The 19,257-nt window shown below is 67.3% G+C and carries 16 protein-coding genes and 2 rRNA genes; 7 read left to right on the top strand and 11 right to left on the bottom strand.

Translation table 11 applies throughout. From position 1 onward, the window contains the following. Positions 1-7 precede the first annotated feature (7 nt). The 3 genes from NUT86_RS10450 to NUT86_RS10460 form a co-directional block, all read right to left on the bottom strand. Positions 8-3,127 (bottom strand): 23S ribosomal RNA (locus tag NUT86_RS10450). A gap of 300 nt (positions 3,128-3,427) precedes the next feature. Next, positions 3,428-4,956, bottom strand: a 16S ribosomal RNA gene (locus tag NUT86_RS10455). Together the 16S and 23S rRNA genes form the textbook arrangement of a ribosomal RNA operon. A 628-nt stretch (positions 4,957-5,584) precedes the next feature. After that, positions 5,585-6,235: a DNA-3-methyladenine glycosylase gene (locus tag NUT86_RS10460; RefSeq protein ID WP_018091748.1), complete on the bottom strand. Its 651-nt coding sequence runs from the start codon at positions 6,233-6,235 to the stop codon at positions 5,585-5,587. Positions 6,236-6,403: 168 nt separating this feature from the next. Here NUT86_RS10460 and NUT86_RS10465 point away from each other — a divergent pair, with 168 nt between their 5' ends. The 3 genes from NUT86_RS10465 (at position 6,404) to NUT86_RS10475 (ending at position 8,663) form a co-directional block, all read left to right on the top strand. Further along, positions 6,404-7,186, top strand: a complete 783-nt coding sequence (locus NUT86_RS10465) for a sporulation protein (protein WP_018091749.1) — start codon at positions 6,404-6,406, stop codon at positions 7,184-7,186. A gap of 42 nt (positions 7,187-7,228) precedes the next feature. Continuing rightward, positions 7,229-7,768 (top strand): YbhB/YbcL family Raf kinase inhibitor-like protein, encoded by a 540-nt coding sequence (locus NUT86_RS10470; RefSeq protein ID WP_093642973.1) that lies wholly within the window; start codon positions 7,229-7,231, stop codon positions 7,766-7,768. 391 nt (positions 7,769-8,159) lie between these two features. Continuing rightward, positions 8,160-8,663, top strand: coding sequence for an HNH endonuclease (locus tag NUT86_RS10475; protein WP_018091751.1), 504 nt, complete (start codon positions 8,160-8,162; stop codon positions 8,661-8,663). Positions 8,664-8,714: 51 nt separating this feature from the next. Here NUT86_RS10475 and NUT86_RS10480 read toward each other — a convergent pair whose 3' ends face one another. The 4 genes from NUT86_RS10480 to NUT86_RS10495 all read right to left on the bottom strand — a co-directional run bounded on the left by NUT86_RS10480 (position 8,715) and on the right by NUT86_RS10495 (position 11,957). After that, positions 8,715-9,488, bottom strand: coding sequence for a sulfite exporter TauE/SafE family protein (locus tag NUT86_RS10480; RefSeq protein WP_174876476.1), 774 nt, complete (start codon positions 9,486-9,488; stop codon positions 8,715-8,717). A 77-nt stretch (positions 9,489-9,565) separates the two neighbouring features. Beyond that, a complete protein-coding gene (locus NUT86_RS10485; protein ID WP_274734767.1) occupies positions 9,566-10,504 on the bottom strand; it encodes an SPFH domain-containing protein in 939 nt (312 codons plus the stop codon). A gap of 101 nt (positions 10,505-10,605) precedes the next feature. Next, complete coding sequence (locus NUT86_RS10490) at positions 10,606-11,019, bottom strand: NfeD family protein (protein WP_018091754.1); 414 nt, start codon at positions 11,017-11,019, stop codon at positions 10,606-10,608. 125 nt (positions 11,020-11,144) lie between these two features. Continuing rightward, positions 11,145-11,957, bottom strand: a complete 813-nt coding sequence (locus tag NUT86_RS10495; protein ID WP_018091755.1) for an ABC transporter ATP-binding protein — start codon at positions 11,955-11,957, stop codon at positions 11,145-11,147. Between the two features lie 90 nt (positions 11,958-12,047). Here NUT86_RS10495 and NUT86_RS10500 point away from each other — a divergent pair, with 90 nt between their 5' ends. Beyond that, positions 12,048-12,863, top strand: a complete 816-nt coding sequence (locus NUT86_RS10500; protein WP_026169993.1) for a hypothetical protein — start codon at positions 12,048-12,050, stop codon at positions 12,861-12,863. 105 nt (positions 12,864-12,968) lie between these two features. On the opposite strand, the gene NUT86_RS10505 is transcribed toward NUT86_RS10500, so the two are convergent. The 4 genes from NUT86_RS10505 to NUT86_RS10520 form a co-directional block, all read right to left on the bottom strand. Further along, entirely contained in the window at positions 12,969-13,214 is a 246-nt protein-coding gene (locus NUT86_RS10505) for a chaplin (protein WP_159490238.1), read from the bottom strand. A gap of 157 nt (positions 13,215-13,371) precedes the next feature. Continuing rightward, positions 13,372-13,614, bottom strand: coding sequence for a chaplin (locus NUT86_RS10510; RefSeq protein WP_026169994.1), 243 nt, complete (start codon positions 13,612-13,614; stop codon positions 13,372-13,374). A 210-nt stretch (positions 13,615-13,824) separates the two neighbouring features. Beyond that, the gene (locus tag NUT86_RS10515) at positions 13,825-14,454 is read right to left on the bottom strand and encodes a response regulator (RefSeq protein ID WP_093643006.1); all 630 of its coding nucleotides are present in this window, start codon (positions 14,452-14,454) and stop codon (positions 13,825-13,827) included. Between the two features lie 85 nt (positions 14,455-14,539). Next, the gene (locus NUT86_RS10520; protein WP_018091760.1) at positions 14,540-15,685 is read right to left on the bottom strand and encodes a GAF domain-containing sensor histidine kinase; all 1,146 of its coding nucleotides are present in this window, start codon (positions 15,683-15,685) and stop codon (positions 14,540-14,542) included. Positions 15,686-15,871: 186 nt separating this feature from the next. Here NUT86_RS10520 and NUT86_RS10525 point away from each other — a divergent pair, with 186 nt between their 5' ends. The 3 genes from NUT86_RS10525 to NUT86_RS10535 all read left to right on the top strand — a co-directional run bounded on the left by NUT86_RS10525 (position 15,872) and on the right by NUT86_RS10535 (position 19,188). Next, a complete protein-coding gene (locus NUT86_RS10525) occupies positions 15,872-16,759 on the top strand; it encodes an SDR family NAD(P)-dependent oxidoreductase (protein WP_274734772.1) in 888 nt (295 codons plus the stop codon). Further along, the gene (locus tag NUT86_RS10530; protein WP_274734773.1) at positions 16,756-17,904 is read left to right on the top strand and encodes an S-adenosylmethionine:tRNA ribosyltransferase-isomerase; all 1,149 of its coding nucleotides are present in this window, start codon (positions 16,756-16,758) and stop codon (positions 17,902-17,904) included. Before NUT86_RS10525 ends, NUT86_RS10530 begins: the two co-directional genes overlap by 4 nt. A 522-nt stretch (positions 17,905-18,426) precedes the next feature. Then, entirely contained in the window at positions 18,427-19,188 is a 762-nt protein-coding gene (locus NUT86_RS10535) for a transglycosylase SLT domain-containing protein (protein WP_018091763.1), read from the top strand. Positions 19,189-19,257: the final 69 nt, after the last annotated feature.

Genomic DNA, 19,257 nt, shown 5'->3' on the forward strand with positions numbered 1-19,257 from the left:
AGCAACTGAGGACAAGCCCTCGGCCTATTAGTACCAGTCAACTCCACCCGTTACCGGGCTTCCATATCTGGCCTATCAACCCAGTCGTCTACTGGGAGCCTTAACCCCTCAAAGGAGGTGGGAGTCCTCATCTCGAAGCAGGCTTCCCGCTTAGATGCTTTCAGCGGTTATCCTTTCCGAACGTAGCCAACCAGCCATGCCCTTGGCAGGACAACTGGCACACCAGAGGTTCGTCCGTCCCGGTCCTCTCGTACTAGGGACAGCCCTTCTCAAGACTCCTACGCGCACAGCGGATAGGGACCGAACTGTCTCACGACGTTCTAAACCCAGCTCGCGTACCGCTTTAATGGGCGAACAGCCCAACCCTTGGGACCGACTCCAGCCCCAGGATGCGACGAGCCGACATCGAGGTGCCAAACCATCCCGTCGATATGGACTCTTGGGGAAGATCAGCCTGTTATCCCCGGGGTACCTTTTATCCGTTGAGCGACGGCGCTTCCACAAGCCACCGCCGGATCACTAGTCCCTACTTTCGTACCTGCTCGACCCGTCAGTCTCACAGTCAAGCTCCCTTGTGCACTTACACTCAACACCTGATTGCCAACCAGGCTGAGGGAACCTTTGGGCGCCTCCGTTACTCTTTAGGAGGCAACCGCCCCAGTTAAACTACCCACCAGACACTGTCCCTGATCCGGATCACGGACCCAGGTTAGACATCCAGCACGACCAGAGTGGTATTTCAACAATGACTCCACAACCACTGGCGTGGCCGCTTCAAAGTCTCCCACCTATCCTACACAAGCCGAACCGAACACCAATATCAAGCTATAGTAAAGGTCCCGGGGTCTTTCCGTCCTGCTGCGCGAAACGAGCATCTTTACTCGTAATGCAATTTCACCGGGCCTATGGTTGAGACAGTCGAGAAGTCGTTACGCCATTCGTGCAGGTCGGAACTTACCCGACAAGGAATTTCGCTACCTTAGGATGGTTATAGTTACCACCGCCGTTTACTGGCGCTTAAGTTCTCAGCTTCGCCAACCCGAAAGTTGACTAACCGGTCCCCTTAACGTTCCAGCACCGGGCAGGCGTCAGTCCGTATACATCGCCTTACGGCTTCGCACGGACCTGTGTTTTTAGTAAACAGTCGCTTCTCGCTGGTCTCTGCGGCCACCACCAGCTCAGAGTGCAAGACTCATCACCAGCAATGGCCCCCCTTCTCCCGAAGTTACGGGGGCATTTTGCCGAGTTCCTTAACCATAGTTCACCCGAACGCCTCGGTATTCTCTACCTGACCACCTGAGTCGGTTTAGGGTACGGGCCGCCATGAAACTCGCTAGAGGCTTTTCTCGACAGCATAGGATCATCCACTTCACCACAATCGGCTCGGCATCAGGTCTCACCCTCAAGTCATCCGGATTTGCCTAGATGACGGGCTACACCCTTACCCCGGGACAACCACCGCCCGGGCTGGACTACCTTCCTGCGTCACCCCATCGCTTACCTACTACCACCTTGGATCGGCGGCTCCACCACGTCCCTTTGTCCGAAGACTCCAGGCCGGCTTCACGGCCTTAGCATTAATGGATTCGATATTGGGCGTTTCAAAGCGGGTACCGGAATATCAACCGGTTGTCCATCGACTACGCCTGTCGGCCTCGCCTTAGGTCCCGACTTACCCTGGGCAGATCAGCTTGACCCAGGAACCCTTAGTCAATCGGCGCACACGTTTCCCACGTGTGTATCGCTACTCATGCCTGCATTCTCACTCGTGAACCGTCCACAACTCGTTTCCACGGCTGCTTCACCCGGCACACGACGCTCCCCTACCCATCACAGCCTCCGTTGGGAGTATTACTGCAATGACACGACTTCGGCGGTGTGCTTGAGCCCCGCTACATTGTCGGCGCGGAATCACTTGACCAGTGAGCTATTACGCACTCTTTCAAGGATGGCTGCTTCTAAGCCAACCTCCTGGTTGTCTCTGCGACTCCACATCCTTTCCCACTTAGCACACGCTTAGGGGCCTTAGTCGATGCTCTGGGCTGTTTCCCTCTCGACCATGGAGCTTATCCCCCACAGTCTCACTGCCGCGCTCTCACTTACCGGCATTCGGAGTTTGGCTAAGGTCAGTAACCCGGTAGGGCCCATCGCCTATCCAGTGCTCTACCTCCGGCAAGAAACACACGACGCTGCACCTAAATGCATTTCGGGGAGAACCAGCTATCACGGAGTTTGATTGGCCTTTCACCCCTAACCACAGGTCATCCCCCAGGTTTTCAACCCTGGTGGGTTCGGTCCTCCACGAAGTCTTACCTCCGCTTCAACCTGCCCATGGCTAGATCACTCCGCTTCGGGTCTTGGGCACGCTACTCAACGCCCTATTCGGACTCGCTTTCGCTACGGCTTCCCCACACGGGTTAACCTCGCAACATACCGCAAACTCGCAGGCTCATTCTTCAAAAGGCACGCAGTCACGACGCAGAGACAAGTCTCTGCGCGACGCTCCCACGGCTTGTAGGCACACGGTTTCAGGTACTATTTCACTCCGCTCCCGCGGTACTTTTCACCATTCCCTCACGGTACTATCCGCTATCGGTCACCAGGGAATATTTAGGCTTAACGGGTGGTCCCGCCAGATTCACACGGGATTTCTCGGGCCCCGTGCTACTTGGGTGGTTCTCAAGCAAGCCGTTGATGTTTCAGCTACGGGGGTCTTACCCTCTACGCCGGACCTTTCGCATGTCCTTCGCCTACACCAACGGTTTCTGACTTGCCTCACAGCCGGCAGACTGCAAAAGAGAACTCCCACAACCCCAACCACGCAACCCCTGCCGGGTATCACACGTGACTGGTTTGGCCTCATCCGGTTTCGCTCGCCACTACTCCCGGAATCACGGTTGTTTTCTCTTCCTGCGGGTACTGAGATGTTTCACTTCCCCGCGTTCCCTCCACACTGCCTATGTGTTCAGCAGCGGGTGACAGCCCATGACGACTGCCGGGTTTCCCCATTCGGACACCCCCGGATCAAAGCTCGGTTGACAGCTCCCCGGGGCCTATCGTGGCCTCCCACGTCCTTCATCGGTTCCTGGTGCCAAGGCATCCACCGTGCGCCCTTAAAAACTTGGCCACAGATGCTCGCGTCCACTGTGCAGTTCTCAAGCAACGACCAGCCACCCACCACCCCAACCCGAAGGCTGAGTTCACTGGGGCCGGCATCGCGAAGGTCCAGACTCACAGTCCGTACCCTCAGATACCCAACAGCGCGCCCGGCCCACTCCATCAATCCCCACGTTCCACGCCGAAGCAGTACTAGTGACAACCAATCAAGTGCGCCGAATAGTCAACGTTCCACCCATGAGCTAACCACCGTCGAACATTTGCCGACGTAGTGGCTCTGGATCTCTTGCGAGATCTAGATGCTCCTTAGAAAGGAGGTGATCCAGCCGCACCTTCCGGTACGGCTACCTTGTTACGACTTCGTCCCAATCGCCAGTCCCACCTTCGACGATTCCCTCCCACAAGGGGTTGGGCCACCGGCTTCGGGTGTTACCGACTTTCGTGACGTGACGGGCGGTGTGTACAAGGCCCGGGAACGTATTCACCGCAGCAATGCTGATCTGCGATTACTAGCAACTCCGACTTCATGGGGTCGAGTTGCAGACCCCAATCCGAACTGAGACCGGCTTTTTGAGATTCGCTCCACCTCGCGGTATCGCAGCTCATTGTACCGGCCATTGTAGCACGTGTGCAGCCCAAGACATAAGGGGCATGATGACTTGACGTCGTCCCCACCTTCCTCCGAGTTGACCCCGGCAGTCTCCTGTGAGTCCCCATCACCCCGAAGGGCATGCTGGCAACACAGAACAAGGGTTGCGCTCGTTGCGGGACTTAACCCAACATCTCACGACACGAGCTGACGACAGCCATGCACCACCTGTACACCGACCACAAGGGGGACCCTGTCTCCAGGGTTTTCCGGTGTATGTCAAGCCTTGGTAAGGTTCTTCGCGTTGCGTCGAATTAAGCCACATGCTCCGCTGCTTGTGCGGGCCCCCGTCAATTCCTTTGAGTTTTAGCCTTGCGGCCGTACTCCCCAGGCGGGGAACTTAATGCGTTAGCTGCGGCACGGACGACGTGGAATGTCGCCCACACCTAGTTCCCAACGTTTACGGCGTGGACTACCAGGGTATCTAATCCTGTTCGCTCCCCACGCTTTCGCTCCTCAGCGTCAGTATCGGCCCAGAGATCCGCCTTCGCCACCGGTGTTCCTCCTGATATCTGCGCATTTCACCGCTACACCAGGAATTCCGATCTCCCCTACCGAACTCTAGCCTGCCCGTATCGAATGCAGACCCGGGGTTAAGCCCCGGGCTTTCACATCCGACGTGACAAGCCGCCTACGAGCTCTTTACGCCCAATAATTCCGGACAACGCTTGCGCCCTACGTATTACCGCGGCTGCTGGCACGTAGTTAGCCGGCGCTTCTTCTGCAGGTACCGTCACTTTCGCTTCTTCCCTGCTGAAAGAGGTTTACAACCCGAAGGCCGTCATCCCTCACGCGGCGTCGCTGCATCAGGCTTTCGCCCATTGTGCAATATTCCCCACTGCTGCCTCCCGTAGGAGTCTGGGCCGTGTCTCAGTCCCAGTGTGGCCGGTCGCCCTCTCAGGCCGGCTACCCGTCGTCGCCTTGGTAGGCCATCACCCCACCAACAAGCTGATAGGCCGCGGGCTCATCCTTCACCGCCGGAGCTTTCCACCACCAGACCATGCGGTCGGTAGTCGTATCCGGTATTAGACCCCGTTTCCAGGGCTTGTCCCAGAGTGAAGGGCAGATTGCCCACGTGTTACTCACCCGTTCGCCACTAATCCCCTCCCGAAGGAGGTTCATCGTTCGACTTGCATGTGTTAAGCACGCCGCCAGCGTTCGTCCTGAGCCAGGATCAAACTCTCCGTGAATGTTTACCCGTAATCGGGTCAACACACACGAGAGCGGAACGAGTGGGCGGAATAAGCCCTCTCGTTCACAGCGTCCTCGCTGTGTGTGCCACCCCGACCGCATGGGCCGTGGTGGGCTTTTCAAAGGAACCTCATCCTCCGGAGTGTTTCCGGTGGACGGGGTATCAACATATCTGGCGTTGACTTTTGGCACGCTGTTGAGTTCTCAAGGAACGGACGCTTCCTTTGTGCCTGTTTCACCAGGCTCTCCGGGCGCTTCCCTTCGGTCTTGCGTTTCCGACTCTATCAGATCCTCGCTGGCCCGATTTTCGCCGGTGCGTTTCCGCCTTTCGGCTTCTTCGCGTTTCCGACTCTATCAGATCCGGTTTCGCTTCGATTCCGGTTCCGATTTCCGTCGGAGGTCAGCTTCGGAGCAGCTATTCACTGCTGCCCTTTCGGCGTGGTTACTACTTTAGCGGCTTTCCCTGGCGACTCATAATCGGGTCGGCGGGGTCGAATTTCGGCAACGCGAAAGAGGACCCGTTAGGGAATCGTTGAGAGTAGTTGGTTGCGCCGCCTGGCGGTCTGCGCAGATAGCGCTGCCCGTCTCCAGCGGCTCGGGCTACGTTAGGCGGTTCGCGATACAGAGTCAAGTAGCGGTGGTGGTGCGGCGTCGGGGGACGTGGCGGCGGTACGGGCTGACGGTGGGGTCGTCGGCGATCCAGTAGCGCCAGGGGTGGTCCGCGCCGTCTCCGCCGACGCCGGTGCGCGGGCCGTTGCGCACCCGCTCGGGGGCCGGCGGCTCACCGTGGAGCAGGGAGAGGGGGGCGTCGCCGCCGGTGCACAGGTCGGTGGAGTCGAGGGTGCGGTCGATGTCGAGGGCGGTGGCCAGGCGGGCCGGGCCCTTCGCCAGCTCGTTGGCGCTGCGGGCCTTGGGGCGGCGGGCGGCGGCCAGGGGCGCGCCGGTGAGGATCTCGCCGGCCCGCAGCAGGACACCGCTCGCCTTGCCCTCGGGGCCGCAGACCACGTTGAGGCTGAACCACATTCCGTAGATGAAGTAGACGTACGCATGGCCGGGCGGGCCGAACATGGCGGCGTTGCGTGCGGTGCGGCCTCGGTAGGCGTGGGAGCCGGGGTCGGTCTCGCCGTCGTACGCCTCGACCTCGGTGAGCCGGAGGGTGATCGGGCCGTCGGGGGTGTTGCGGAGGAGGGTGCGGCCCAGCAGGTCGGGTGCCACATCCACGACGGGACGGTCGAAGAAGTCACGGGTGAGCGGCATACGTTCCGGTACGTCGGTCATGCGGATCGAGCGTAGTGCAGCCGTCGGGGCAGGCGGCTGGCCATGGATGCGCCAGGGTTGGGAAGGTGTGGCGTGGAACCGGCTTGCGCGGTTTCGCGTTCGTAGGAATCAAGCCGAGATCTCGGCGCGCTACACAGAGCACAGGCGTTCCGCCTGGGGAGGACGAGCATGGGATTCAAGAAGCTGCTGGCGAGCCTGGGAGCCGGGGGCGCGTCGGTGGAGACGGTGCTCTTCGAGGAGAACGTCGTCCCGGGTGGGGTCGTGCAGGGCGAGGTGCGGATCCAGGGCGGGTCGGTGGCTCAGGAGATCCAGGGGCTGTCGGTCGGACTCCAGGCGCGCGTCGAGGTCGAGAGCGGCGACGAGGAGTACAAGCGGAACGTCGAGTTCACCAAGGTGCAGCTGGGCGGGGAGTTCACGGTGCAGCCGGGTGCGGCGCACACCGTGCCGTTCGGGCTGGAGATTCCGTGGGAGACCCCGATCACCACGTTCCTGGGGACGCATCTGCACGGGATGAGCGTCGGGGTGACGACGGAGCTGGCGATCGCCCGTGCGGTGGACTCCGGTGATCTGGACCCGGTGAATGTGCACCCGCTGCCGGCGCAGCAGGCGATCCTGGACGCGTTCGGGCGGCTCGGGTTCCGTTTCAAGGCCGCTGACCTGGAGCAGGGGCACATCCGGGGGACGCGGCAGAAGCTGCCGTTCTATCAGGAGATCGAGTTCCATGCGCCGCAGCAGTACCGCGGGCTGAACCAGGTCGAGCTGTCGTTCGTGGCGGACGACCGGGAGATGGACGTCGTCCTGGAGATGGACAAGAAGCCGGGGCTGTTCAGTGAGGGGTCGGACACCTACCGGTCGTTCACGGTCGGGCTCAACGACTTCGAGGGGACCGACTGGGCCGCATACCTCAACCAGTGGCTGGCGGAGGTCGGCGGTAAGCGGAACTGGCTCTAACCTGGCCGGACAGGTGTCAGCAAGCGACCAGGAGGTGTTGCAGTGTCCGAGCTGAAGCGGCGGCCGCTCCCGCACGATTTCCATCCGCCGGTGCCGGAGTTCACGGTGCTGAGCGAGGAGGTGGAGCCGGGCGGGACGCTGCGGCCGGAGCAGGTCTTCGCCGAGGGGAACCGTTCACCGCAGCTGCGGTGGGAGGGTGCGCCCACGGGGACGAAGAGCTACGCCGTCACCTGCTACGACCCGGACGCGCCGACGGGCAGTGGCTTCTGGCACTGGTCGCTGTTCGACATTCCGGCGTCGGTGACGGAGCTGCCGGCCGGTGCCGGGTCCGGGGAGATGAAGGGGCTGCCCGAGGGCGCCGTTCATGTCCGTAACGACTACGGGACCCGGGAGTTCGGTGGCGCGGCGCCGCCGCCCGGGGACGGTCCGCACCGCTATGTGTTCACCGTCTACGCGGTGGACCAGGAGAAGCTCGGTCCGGACGCGGACGCCTCGCCCGCGGTGGTGGGCTTCAATCTGCGGTTCCACACCCTCGGGCGGGCCCAGCTGATCGCCGAGTACGAGATTCCCGCGGCGGGCTGAGCGCCGTAATTCCGTTGCGCCCCGGCGCTTCCCGCACGCAGAGTGGTACCCGTACCGCCGCCCTTCATCAGGGCGTCGGGCAGCTGGTACCGCAGTGCGGGAGCGGCGGGGCGCAGGTGTGTCGCCGGCCGCTTGCCGGAGCCCGTATGTGTCTCGGGCGTCCTCGCCGGCTGCCGTTCGCTCCGGGTCCCGCGTGTTTCACGGGGGTGGGACCCGGAGCGCACGCTTTTTCGCGCTGTTCGGGGCTCCCCCGGAGCACCTCCTTTTCATCTGCCGATCGTCCGCCATTTCCCTTGTGGCATGCGGAAATTGCGTTGTTCGGGGAATACCTGCCGCTGCACAGTGGAGCAACTTCGCCGCGGGGGCGGAGCGGGTCCGGGAGGTGGACGGGATGCGCGAGACTCTGGTGCTCAATGCGAGCTTCGAGCCGCTGTCGACGGTGTCGCTGCGGCGGGCGGTGGTGCTGGTCATGCAGGACAAGGCCGTCGTCGAGCACGCTCACCCGGGGCTGCGGATCCGTGCCGCTTCGGTGGATGTGCCGGTGCCGCAAGTGATCAGACTGAGCAGATACGTCCGGGTGCCGTTCCGACAACGGGCGCCGTGGTCGCGGCGGGGGGTGCTGGTGCGTGACCAGCACCGGTGCGCGTACTGCGGGCGCCGGGCGACCACGGTGGACCATGTCGTGCCGCGGTCGCACGGCGGTGGGGACACCTGGCTGAATACCGTCGCCTCGTGTGCGGAGGACAACCACCGCAAGGCGGACCGTACGCCCGAGCAGGCGGGGATGCGGCTGCTGCGGCGGCCGTTCGAGCCGACGCCGGCGGACGCGCTGCTGTCGACGCTGGGGGTATCGGTGCGGGACGCGCTGCCGGAGTGGCTGGCGGTGCCGGCCTAAGGGCCGTCCCGTATCCCCTGCGCACCATCCGGAACTCTCGTCCGGCTCCTTCTACTTCAGGAGGAGCTGGACGATGGCCAGCAGGCCGACGAGGACGATGACGGCGCGCAGTGCGGTGGGCGGCAGCCGTCGGCCGACCTTCGCGCCGAGCTGGCCGCCGAGGGTGGAGCCCACCGCGATCAGGGCGACGGCGGTCCAGTCGAACTCCGCGACGAAGAGGAAGAAGACCGCCGCCACGCCGTTGACGACGGCCGCGAGGACGTTCTTGAGGGCGTTGATCCGCTGAAGGTCCTCGTTGAGCAGCACGCCCATCAGGGAGACGTAGATGACCCCCTGCGCGGCGCCGAAGTAGCCGCCGTAGACGCTGGCGAGCATCAGGCCGAGGAGCAGGGCGGGGCCGCCGTCGGGGTGGGCGGTGGTGCCGTTGCGCTCGCGCCGGGCGCGGACCCTCGCGGCGAGCTTGGGCTGTGCGACGACGAGCACGAGCGCGACGGCGATCAGTGCCGGGACGATGGTGTCGAAGGCCTTGGAGGGCAGCGCCAGCAGCAGGATCGCTCCGCCGAGGCCGCCGATGAGGGCGAAGGCGGCGAAGCGCAGCAGACGGCGGCGCTGGCCGGCCAGCTCGCGGCGGTAGCCGATGGCGCCACTGAGCGAACCGGGCACCAGGCCAAGGGTGTTGGAGACGTTGGCCGTGACGGGCGGCAAGCCGAAGGCGAGGAGTACCGGGAAGGTGATCAGCGTCCCGGATCCGACGATGGTGTTGATCGTGCCGGCGCCGATCCCGGCAGCGAAGACTGCGACTGCTTCCCCGATGGACAAGGCCATCTCCTCACATGGTCAGGGTCGCCTCCCCGCCAAGAAGGTCGAGGGGCCACCACTGATCATGCACGAGGCTGAACGGGTCAGTCGATGGGGGGCGCTTCGCGGTTCGGCGAGCTGGGCTTGGGGATGGAGCCGCCGCCGCCCGTCGGGTTGAAGTTGCCGATGGCGCCGCCGAGGCCCTTGAGGGCGTCGCCGATCTCGCTCGGCACGATCCAGAGCTTGTTGGCGTCGCCTTCGGCGATCTTCGGGAGCATCTGGAGGTACTGGTAGGAGAGCAGCTTCTGGTCCGGGTCTCCGGCGTGGATCGACTCGAAGACCACCCGGATCGCCTGGGCCTCGCCCTCGGCGCGCAGGGCCGCGGCCTTGGCCTCACCCTCGGCGCGCAGGATCGAGGACTGCTTCTCACCTTCGGCGGTGAGGATCTGGGACTGCCGGACACCTTCGGCCTGGAGGATGGCGGCGCGCTTGTCACGGTCGGCGCGCATCTGCTTCTCCATCGAGTCCTGGATGGAGGTCGGCGGCTCGATGGCCTTCAGCTCGACGCGGTTGACGCGGATGCCCCACTTGCCGGTGGCCTCGTCGAGGACGCCGCGCAGCGCCGCGTTGATCTCCTCGCGGGAGGTCAGGGTCCGTTCGAGGTCCATGCCGCCGATGATGTTCCGGAGCGTGGTGACGGTGAGCTGCTCGATGGCCTGGATGTAACTGGCGACCTCGTAGGTCGCGGCGCGGGCGTCGGTCACCTGGTAGTAGATGACGGTGTCGATGTTCACGACCAGGTTGTCCTGGGTGATCACCGGCTGCGGCGGGAACGGCACGACCTGCTCGCGGAGGTCGATGCGGTTGCGGATGGAGTCGATGAACGGGACGACGATGTTCAGGCCGGCGTTGAGTGTGCGGGTGTAGCGGCCGAAGCGTTCGACGATGGCGGCGCTGGCCTGTGGGATGACCTGGATCGTTTTGATGAGTGCGATGAACACGAGCACCACCAGGATGATCAGGACGATGATGATCGGTTCCACAGCGGCTCCCGTGCCCTTCGTTGCTGGTCCGTGCCGGCCGGCGACCGGCTTGCCGTTGATCAGTGTTTCAGAATCGTGGCTCGTCGCGCAGCGTGTTCGGGTCAGATGACGACAGCGGTGGCGCCTTCGATCTCGACGACGTCGACCTGCTGGCCCGGCTCATAGACCTGGCTGCCGTCGAGGGCACGGGCGGACCAGACCTCGCCGGCGAGTTTGATGCGGCCGCCGCCCCCGCCGTCGACCCGCTCCAGGACCGTGGCGCTCCGGCCCTTCAGCGCATCGACTCCGGACGCGAGTTGGGGGCTCTGGCCGCGATGGCGGTTGGCGATGGGGCGTACGACCGCGATCAGCGCGACCGATACGGCGGCGAACACGATGAATTGCAGGACGGTGCCGCCACCGACGCCTGCGGTGACGGCACCGGCGACGGCGCCGACCGCGAGCATCCCGAATTCGGGCATCGCGGTCACGACGAGCGGAATGCCCAGTCCTACGGCGGCGATCAGCCACCACACCCATGGATCCACGGCTTCATGGTAGATCGGGGCGGCGGTCCGGGACAGGGCACGATCGGTCAGTGAAGAGGAGCCGCCGCGTCAGCCGCCCCTTGAGGGGCGGCAGTCGGGCAACGGGTGGGCACTCAGGTCAGGGGCAGACCCTGCGCGGTCCAGCGGTCGTTGCCGTTGCGCTCGACGATCAGCGGGAGGCCGAAGCAGTGGGAGAGGTTGCTGGAGGTCAGTTCGAGGTCGAGCGGGCCGGCGGCCAGCACCTTGCCCTGACGGATCATCAGGACGTGGGTGAAACCGGGGGCGATCTCCTCGACATGGTGGGTGACCATAATCATGGAGGGGGCGTACGGGTCGCGGGCGAGGCGGCCGAGGCGGCGCACCAGGTCCTCGCGGCCGCCGAGGTCGAGACCGGCGGCCGGCTCGTCCAGCAGGAGCAGCTCGGGGTCGGTCATCATCGCGCGGGCGATCAGGGTGCGCTTGCGCTCGCCCTCGGAGAGGGTGCCGAACTTCCGGTCGAGGTAGGCGGTCATGCCGAGACGGTCGAGGAAGGCACGGGCGCGCTGCTCGTCGATCTCGTCGTAGTTCTCCTGCCAGCTGGCCGTCATGCCGTACGCGGCGGTGAGGACGGTCTGCAGCACGGTCTGGCTGCGCGGCAGCTTGTCGGCGAGTGCGATGCCGGCGACGCCGATGCGCGGGCGCAGATCGAAGACGTCGACCTTGCCGAGCTGCTCACCGAGGATCGAGGCGCTGCCGGAGCTCGGGAAGAGGTAGCTGGAGGCGAGATTCAGCAGGGTGGTCTTGCCCGCGCCGTTGGGGCCGAGGATCACCCAGCGCTCCCCCTCCTTCACCGACCAGGAGACCTGGTCCACCAGAGCCCGTCCTTCGCGGACCACGGATACGTCCACCAGCTCCAGCACATCGCTCATGAGCGCGTTGTCTCCCATTGCTTCTCGGTCGTCGCGTACACCTGTAGGCGCAGCCCCCCTGCAAACCTACGCCACTCGTTGTCAGTGCTCTTCCCTAGGCTGGGGACCATGCTCGATGAACCTCGTTCAGGACGGCTGGCGGCATGGGGAAATGCCCTTTTGGCCGGACTTGTCTCACCTGATGAAGCCGCGCATCGGATCGCGGACGACGATGCGGTGCACCGCGTGGAGGGCCTGCCCGGGGAGGCGGCGCCGGTCGGGCTGACGCTCGCGCTGGGGCGGCTGCGGGCGCTGGGGGCGGTCGGCCTGCGGGTGGCACTGCCGGTGCCGGGTCATCCGCTGGGGCTGTGCGGACCGCCGGAATTCAACGCGCGGGCCCTGGAGGCCGAGGAGGCGGTGCTCGCCTCGGGGTCCGGGCTCGGACTGATTCCGGAGACGTACGAGGCCGGTCCGGAGGGCGGCACCGGCCCCGATGTGCATGTGGAGGTGGTCTGGCGCTGTCTGCCGGTGCGGGAGGCGCCGCCGGCCGATGTGCCGTCGCTGGGCGAGGCGGAGCGGGAGCTGGCGGAGGCGCTGCAGGAGGCGACCGGGCTGCTCTCACGGCTGGATGTGGCCGGGGCCGGTCCGGTGGCGCAGGCGGCGCTGGCGGCGTACCGGGCGAGGGCGGAGGCCGGGCGGCAGGTGCTGGCCCCGGGATATCCGCCGCGTGCCGTACGGGTGCTGGAGCTGGCGCAGCGCGTGGGCGCGCTCATCGGTATCGCGCAGCAGGCCGGCGGGGACGGCCGGGAGCACGGCGCGGCGGTGAGCTCGTCGGAGATCGCGGCCCGTGCCGAGGCGCTGCGGCCCGTGGAGCGTACGGCCCGGCGGGCGCAGGTGGCGGCGTACAACTCCGCGGTGGAGGAGCGGGAGCGGCACCGGGGGTGAACGGGACGGGCCCCGCCGGACCATTGTGTGGTCGACGGGGCCCTTCGCCGAAGTGGGACGCACCGCTCTGGGCAGGCGGAGCGGTGCACCCCAGATCGGACAACCTCAGCCGTTCGAGCTGGTGTTGTCGAAGGTGGGGTTCAGCGCACCGATGACGTTGGCGCTGTTGCCGGTGGCGTTCACGGGGACGTGCACGGGCACCTGCGCCAGGTTGCCCGAGCCGATGCCGGGGGCATTCGTGGCCTTGCCGTCAGCCTGCGCGCCAGAGGTGGCGAAGGCCGAGCCGGCGGCCGCACCAAGGGCGAGACCGGTGGCGGCGACGACGAGAGCGGCCTTCTTGGCGGTGTTCATGGGGGCGTGTTCCTCACGTGGTGGCACGAAGCCGGAATGACGGTGGCGGAGGGAGGGGACCGGCCGCGCGTCCGAAGGGCCGGGGGGCCGGTCCGCGGCGACCCGCGCGGACCGTGGCGTCGCGCGGGTCAGGCGGATCCTGCGGGCAGGCCCGTGCTCAGGGGTTGAGGCAGGGGGCACCGAAGGTGGGGTTGAGCGCACCGATGACGGTGGCGGTGGTGCCGCAGGCGTTCACCGGGACGTGCACCGGGACCTGGACGTTGTTGCCGGAGACGATGCCCGGGGAGTCCACCGAGGCGCCCTGCGCCTGCGGGGTGTGCGCCGAGGCGATGCCGGCGCCCGCCAGGGCGAGACCGCTCGCCGCCACCGTGACGGCCATTGCGCGCTTGATGTTCTTCACTTCTCTAGCTCCTCGTTGCCGTTGCCGTGGCCAGCCGCCACGACTGCACTGGACAACGGCCCGGCCCGGGAAGGGATACGCCAAACGGGCTACGGCTACACGACAGTATGAATCTCGGATCTGAAGACGACATTCCGGTTGCTGTCGTTGTACGGGAGCGCCCTGGATGTACAGGGGCGCCGCGGCCGGAGCGGCGCTCCCGTACGGCGGTCAGGCCCCGATGCCGTGCCGTACGGCCCACAGTGCGGCCTGTGTGCGGTCGGCGAGGTCGAGCTTCATGAGGATGTTGGAGACATGGGTCTTGACGGTCTTCTCGGACAGCACCAGCGCGCGGGCGATCTCGCGGTTGGAGCGGCCGTCCGCGATCAGGCCGAGGACCTCGCGCTCCCGGTCGGTCAGTGACGTACCGCGCCCCTGGCCGCCGTTGTTCTCCTCCTGGGCAAGCAGCGCGCCGGCCACCTCCGGCTGCAGCAGGACATGGCCCGCGTGGACGGAGCGGATGGCGCCGGCCAGCGCCTCCGGATCGATGTCCTTGTAGACATAGCCGGCCGCGCCCGCGCGCAGCGCCGGGACGACGGTGCGCTGTTCGGTGAAGCTGGTCACGACCAGCACCCGGGCGGGGTTGTCCAGTTCGCGCAGCTTGCGGAGCGCCTCGATGCCGTCCATGCCGGGCATCTTGACGTCCATCAGGACGACGTCCGGGCGCAGCTCCTCGGCGGCGGCGATGCCCTCGGCCCCGTCGGAGGCCTCGCCCACCACCTCGATGTCCTCCTGGACCTCCAGGAACGTCCGCAGCCCGCGGCGCACGACCTGGTGATCGTCGACGAGCAGTACGCGGATGGCCCGGCCTTCGCCCGTCGGCCGTCGGCCCGGGCGTCCCCTGCCGTCACCCCGGGGGACCCCCGTCACACCGTCCCTGTCCCTCTCAGCCACCGGGCACCTCCATCTCGACAGCGGTGCCCTTGCCGGGCTCCGACTCCACGGTGAGCTTTCCGCCGACGCCGCCGGCGCGGTCGTGCATCGAGACCAGGCCGAGATGACGGCCGGCCCGGCGGACCGCGCGGGGGTCGAAACCGCAGCCGTCGTCGGCGATCCGCAGCAGTGCGCCCTGGCCGTTGCGGGTCAGGGTCACCTCGACGGTCTTGGCACCGGAGTGCCGCAGAGCATTGTGCAGCGCCTCCTGGGCGACCCGGAGCACGGCCTCCTCCTGGGCGGCGGGCAGCGCCCGGACGCTGTGGGCGGCGAAGGTGACCCGTGCGGAGTGGGCGCGGTCCAGGACCTGGGCCTGTGAGCGCAGGGTGGCGACCAGGCCGTCCTCGTCCAGGGCCGCGGGGCGCAGTTCGATGACGGCGGCCCGCAGTTCGTCGGCGGCCTCCGCGGCCAGTGCGGCGACCTGGTGCAGCTCGTCCTTGGCGCGGGCCGGGTCACGGTCGACCAGGGCGGTGGCGGCCTGGGCGGTGAGGCGGAGCGAGAAGAGTTTCTGGGCGACCGCGTCGTGCAGCTCGTGGGCGAGCCGGGCGCGCTCCCCGGCGATGGTCAGCTCGCGGCTGCGTTCGTAGAGGCGGGCGTTGGTCAGGGCGATGGCGGCGTGCTGGGCGAGTATCCCGAGCAGCCGCTCGTCCTCCTCGGTGAAGCCGCAGCCGCCGGCCGGCTTGGGACAGCGCTTGTTGGCGAGGAAGAGGGCGCCGAGGATCTCGTCGCCGTCGGCGACCGGCAGGCCGAGGAAGTCGGACATGTCCGGGTGGGCCGCGGGCCAGCCGCCGAAGCGCGGGTCCTCACGGACATCGGCGAGCCGCTCGGGGGTGGCGTTGTGCAGCATCGCGGCGAGGATGCCGTGCTGGCGGGGCAGCGGGCCGATGGCCTTCCACTGCTCGGCACTGACGCCGTCCACCACGAACTGGGCGAAGCCGCCGTGATCGTCGGGCACTCCCAGGGCGGCGTACTCGGCGTCCAGCAGCTCGCGGGCCGAGGCCACGATCGTCTTGAGGACGTCGCGCACCTCCAGGTGCCTGCTCATCGCCAGGATCGCGGTGCTCACCGCGGGGATCCCCGCTCCCGGTCCGTTGGTCATGGGCTCACCGTACCGGCGGGGCGACCAGCCCGTATCGGTCCGATGACGGCTGGTGCCTAAGCCCCCCGGCCTAGGCCGAATGCCCTGGCCACGGCCGGTCCGGCGGCCGACGTCCGGGGGGTGGTGGCGTTCCTACGGTGAGGGCGGGGGCCGGGCTCCCGGTCCGGGACGGAAGGGGACGTGATCATGCCGGTGGCGATCATCACTGGGGCATCGAAGGGGCTGGGCCGGGCGCTGGCGGCGGCGCTGGCGGGGCGTGGCTGGGATCTGGTGGTGGACGCCAGGTCGGCGGGGCCGCTGAAGGAGGCCGCGCGGGAGCTGCGCGCAGCGGGGCAGGGAGCGGGGCGCGGGGCGGCACGGGTGGTGGCGCTGCCCGGCGACGTGGCGGATGCCGGCCACCGGGCGGCGCTGGTGGCGGCGGCCGGTGAGCTGGGCGGGCTCGATCTGCTGGTGAACAACGCGAGCGCGCTGGGGGCCGAGCCGCTGGTGCGGCTGGCGGACCATCCGCTGGACGGGCTGCGGACGGCGCTGGAGGTGAATGTGGTGGCGCCACTGGGACTTATTCAGCAGGCTTTGCCGCTTTTGCTTATGTCCTCCTATTTGCCGTCGTATGAGGAATTTGCCGCACCCGCGGAGCGCACTTTTCACGACAGCGGTGACGACAATGGCGAGGCATACGATTCGCACCCCTACACCGAGAATGCCCGAAATGCCGGATTGTCCGTTTCGCCCCCTTATATGGGGACAGGTGGGGCGATTCTCAACATCAGCTCGGACGCGGCCGTGGAGGCCTATCCGACCTGGGGCGGCTACGGAGCGGCAAAGGCCGCACTGGACCAGCAGTCGGCGGTGCTCGCGGCCGAGGAACCGGGACTGCGGGTGTGGTGGGTGGACCCGGGCGATATGCGGACCGATCTGTACGCGGCCGCCGTCCCGGACGACGACGCCTCGGGGCGCCCGCTGCCGGGGACCGTGGTCCCGGCACTGCTGCGGCTGCTGGACGGTGCCGCCCCCAGCGGGCGGTACACGGCTGCGTCCGTGGCGGCCACCACCGGCGAGGTGAGCGTCCGGTGATCGCGGACCTGCTGCGGGTCCCGGACGAGCTCTCGGCCCGGGTTCCGGCCGAGCAGCGGGGGCCCGGTCTGGGCCGGGACGCCGTCCGGCTGCTGGTGAGCCGGGGCGCGGCCGAGGTCGGCCACCACGCCTTCGGGGACCTGCCGGACCTCCTGGCGGCCGGGGACGTCCTGGTGGTGAACACCTCGCGGACGCTGCCGGCGGCGGTGGACGGCCGGGTCGGCGACGGCCGGGGGCGCGGTGAGCCGGTGGTGGTGCACTTCTCGACCCGGGCGGACCGGTGGCATCCGGCGGGCCGGGCGGTGGCCGGACGCTGGGCGGTGGAGCTGCGCAGCCCGGACGGGCACGGCAGCACCCGGCCGCGGGCGGGCGGCCCGGCGGGCACCGTGGTGCGGCTGCCCGGCGGGGGACGGCTGGTCCTGGAGGGCCCGGTGGATCCCGGGAGCGTACGGCTGTGGTGGGCACGGGTGACGGGCGCGCGGGTGGCGGAGCTGATGCGGCGCCACGGGCGGCCGATCCGCTACGGCTACACGGACCGGGACCAGCCGCTGGCCGCGTACCAGACGGTGTTCGCGGTGGACGCGCCCGGCGGCGGCAGCGCGGAGATGCCGAGTGCCGCCCGGCCCTTCACTCCGGAACTGGTGGCGCGGCTGGTGAGCAAGGGGGTGCAGTTCGCGCCGGTCGCGCTGCACACGGGGGTCGCCTCGGCGGAGGCGTTCGAGCCGCCGTACCCGGAGCGGTTCGTGGTGCCGCCGGTCACGGCGTGGCTGGTGAACGCCGCACGGGCCCGGCGCAGGGCGGCGGCGCGGCGGCGGCGTGCGGCGGGGAGCGCCCCGTCCGGGCGGATCGTGGCGGTGGGGACCACGGCCGTACGGGCCCTGGAGTCGGCTGCCGGTACGGACGGGCGGGTGCGGGCCGCGGCCGGCTGGACGGATCTGGTGGTGACGCCGGAGCGCGGGGTGCGGGCGGTGGACGGCCTGCTCACCGGGCTGCACGAGCCCACCGCGTCCCATCTGCTGATGCTGGAGGCGGTGGCGTCGGTGACGGCGGACGGGGAGGCGCTGCGGCGCGCCTACACGGCGGCGGTGCGGGGGCGCTATCTGTGGCACGAATTCGGCGATCTGCATCTGGTGCTGCCGGACTGAGTTCCGGGTCCGGTGGCCGCCGAGTCCGATGAAGCGCCGGACGCACGCCCAGGCCGCGGGATCAGGGCGGCGGAGGCGGCGGAGGCGGCGGAGCGGGCCCTTGGGTGGGGCGGCGTGCAGGGTGAGGCCCCGGGGCTGCCCGACACCGAAATGCGAAATGCCCGATTTGACCGGAAAGGCCCTCAGTCGATTCACCGTCGCATTCCGATGTATACAGACTGTGCATTTGCAATTACATCCGGCGAGACAAACCCTCCGCCACTGTGACGCCGCGCATAGGACGCAGGTCACTTACGAGCCGGGGTAGTGGTGCCGTGAATACGGCGTGAGCTGGGGTGCTTCTATCCGGGACGGAATATTGCGCACTGCGGTTCCACTAACTCGGATCGTACGTCACACCTTTGCCGGGGGAATTTCCGGCCGCTAAGAATGGCTCCCGTCGCTCGGCGCCGTGGTCGGAACTCGGCGTTCGCCCCGCTCAAGGCCCGTGCGGCGTCCCCCCATCGGAAGGTCTGTCCCGCCATGCCTCAGCACGCCACTTCTGGTCTCCACCGTCTGACCCGGACCCACAAGCTCTCCGCCGCCGGTGTCGCCGCCGCCGGTGCCGCCGCTCTGGTCTTCTCCCTCGTCCCGGGTGGCGATGCCGGCCAGGGCAAGAGCCAGGCCACCGCGGTCGAGAACGTGAAGCCGGTTGCCTTCAGCGCCGTCGCCACCGCTGCCAAGACCCAGCAGGCCACGATCAGCCAGCAGGCCGACGCCTCCGCCGCCAAGGGCAAGGCCGAGGCCGCAGCCGCCAAGAAGGCCGCCGCCGAGAAGGCCGCCAAGGCCAAGGCCGCCGCCGCGGCGAAGGCCAAGGCCGAGAAGGCGCGCGCGGCGAAGGCCGCCGCGAACCGCTCCGAGGTGCGCACCGCGATCCCCGCCGCCGCCCCGAAGCCGGCCGCGAAGCCCGCCGCCAAGGTCTACCCGGACAACCTGGACGGCTGGATCCGCGAGTCGCTGGACATCATGGCCAAGAAGGGCATCCCCGGTTCCTACGAGGGCATCCACCGCAACATCATGCGGGAGTCCAGCGGTAACCCGATGGCCATCAACAACTGGGACATCAACGCCATCAACGGCACCCCGTCCAAGGGCCTGCTCCAGGTGATCCAGCCGACCTTCAACGCGTACCACGTCGAGGGCACCTCCTGGAACCTGTACGACCCGGTCGCCAACATCACCGCCGCCTGCAACTACGCGGCCGACCGCTACGGCTCGATGGACAACGTCAACTCGGCCTACTGAGCCGACGGTTCACGCAGTCCGCGGACGTGCGCACACCGCCGAGGGGCGGCACCCGGTTCGGGTGCCGCC

This window comes from Streptomyces sp. G7(2002), assembly GCF_028870195.1.
Taxonomy (GTDB): domain Bacteria; phylum Actinomycetota; class Actinomycetes; order Streptomycetales; family Streptomycetaceae; genus Streptomyces; species Streptomyces nigrescens.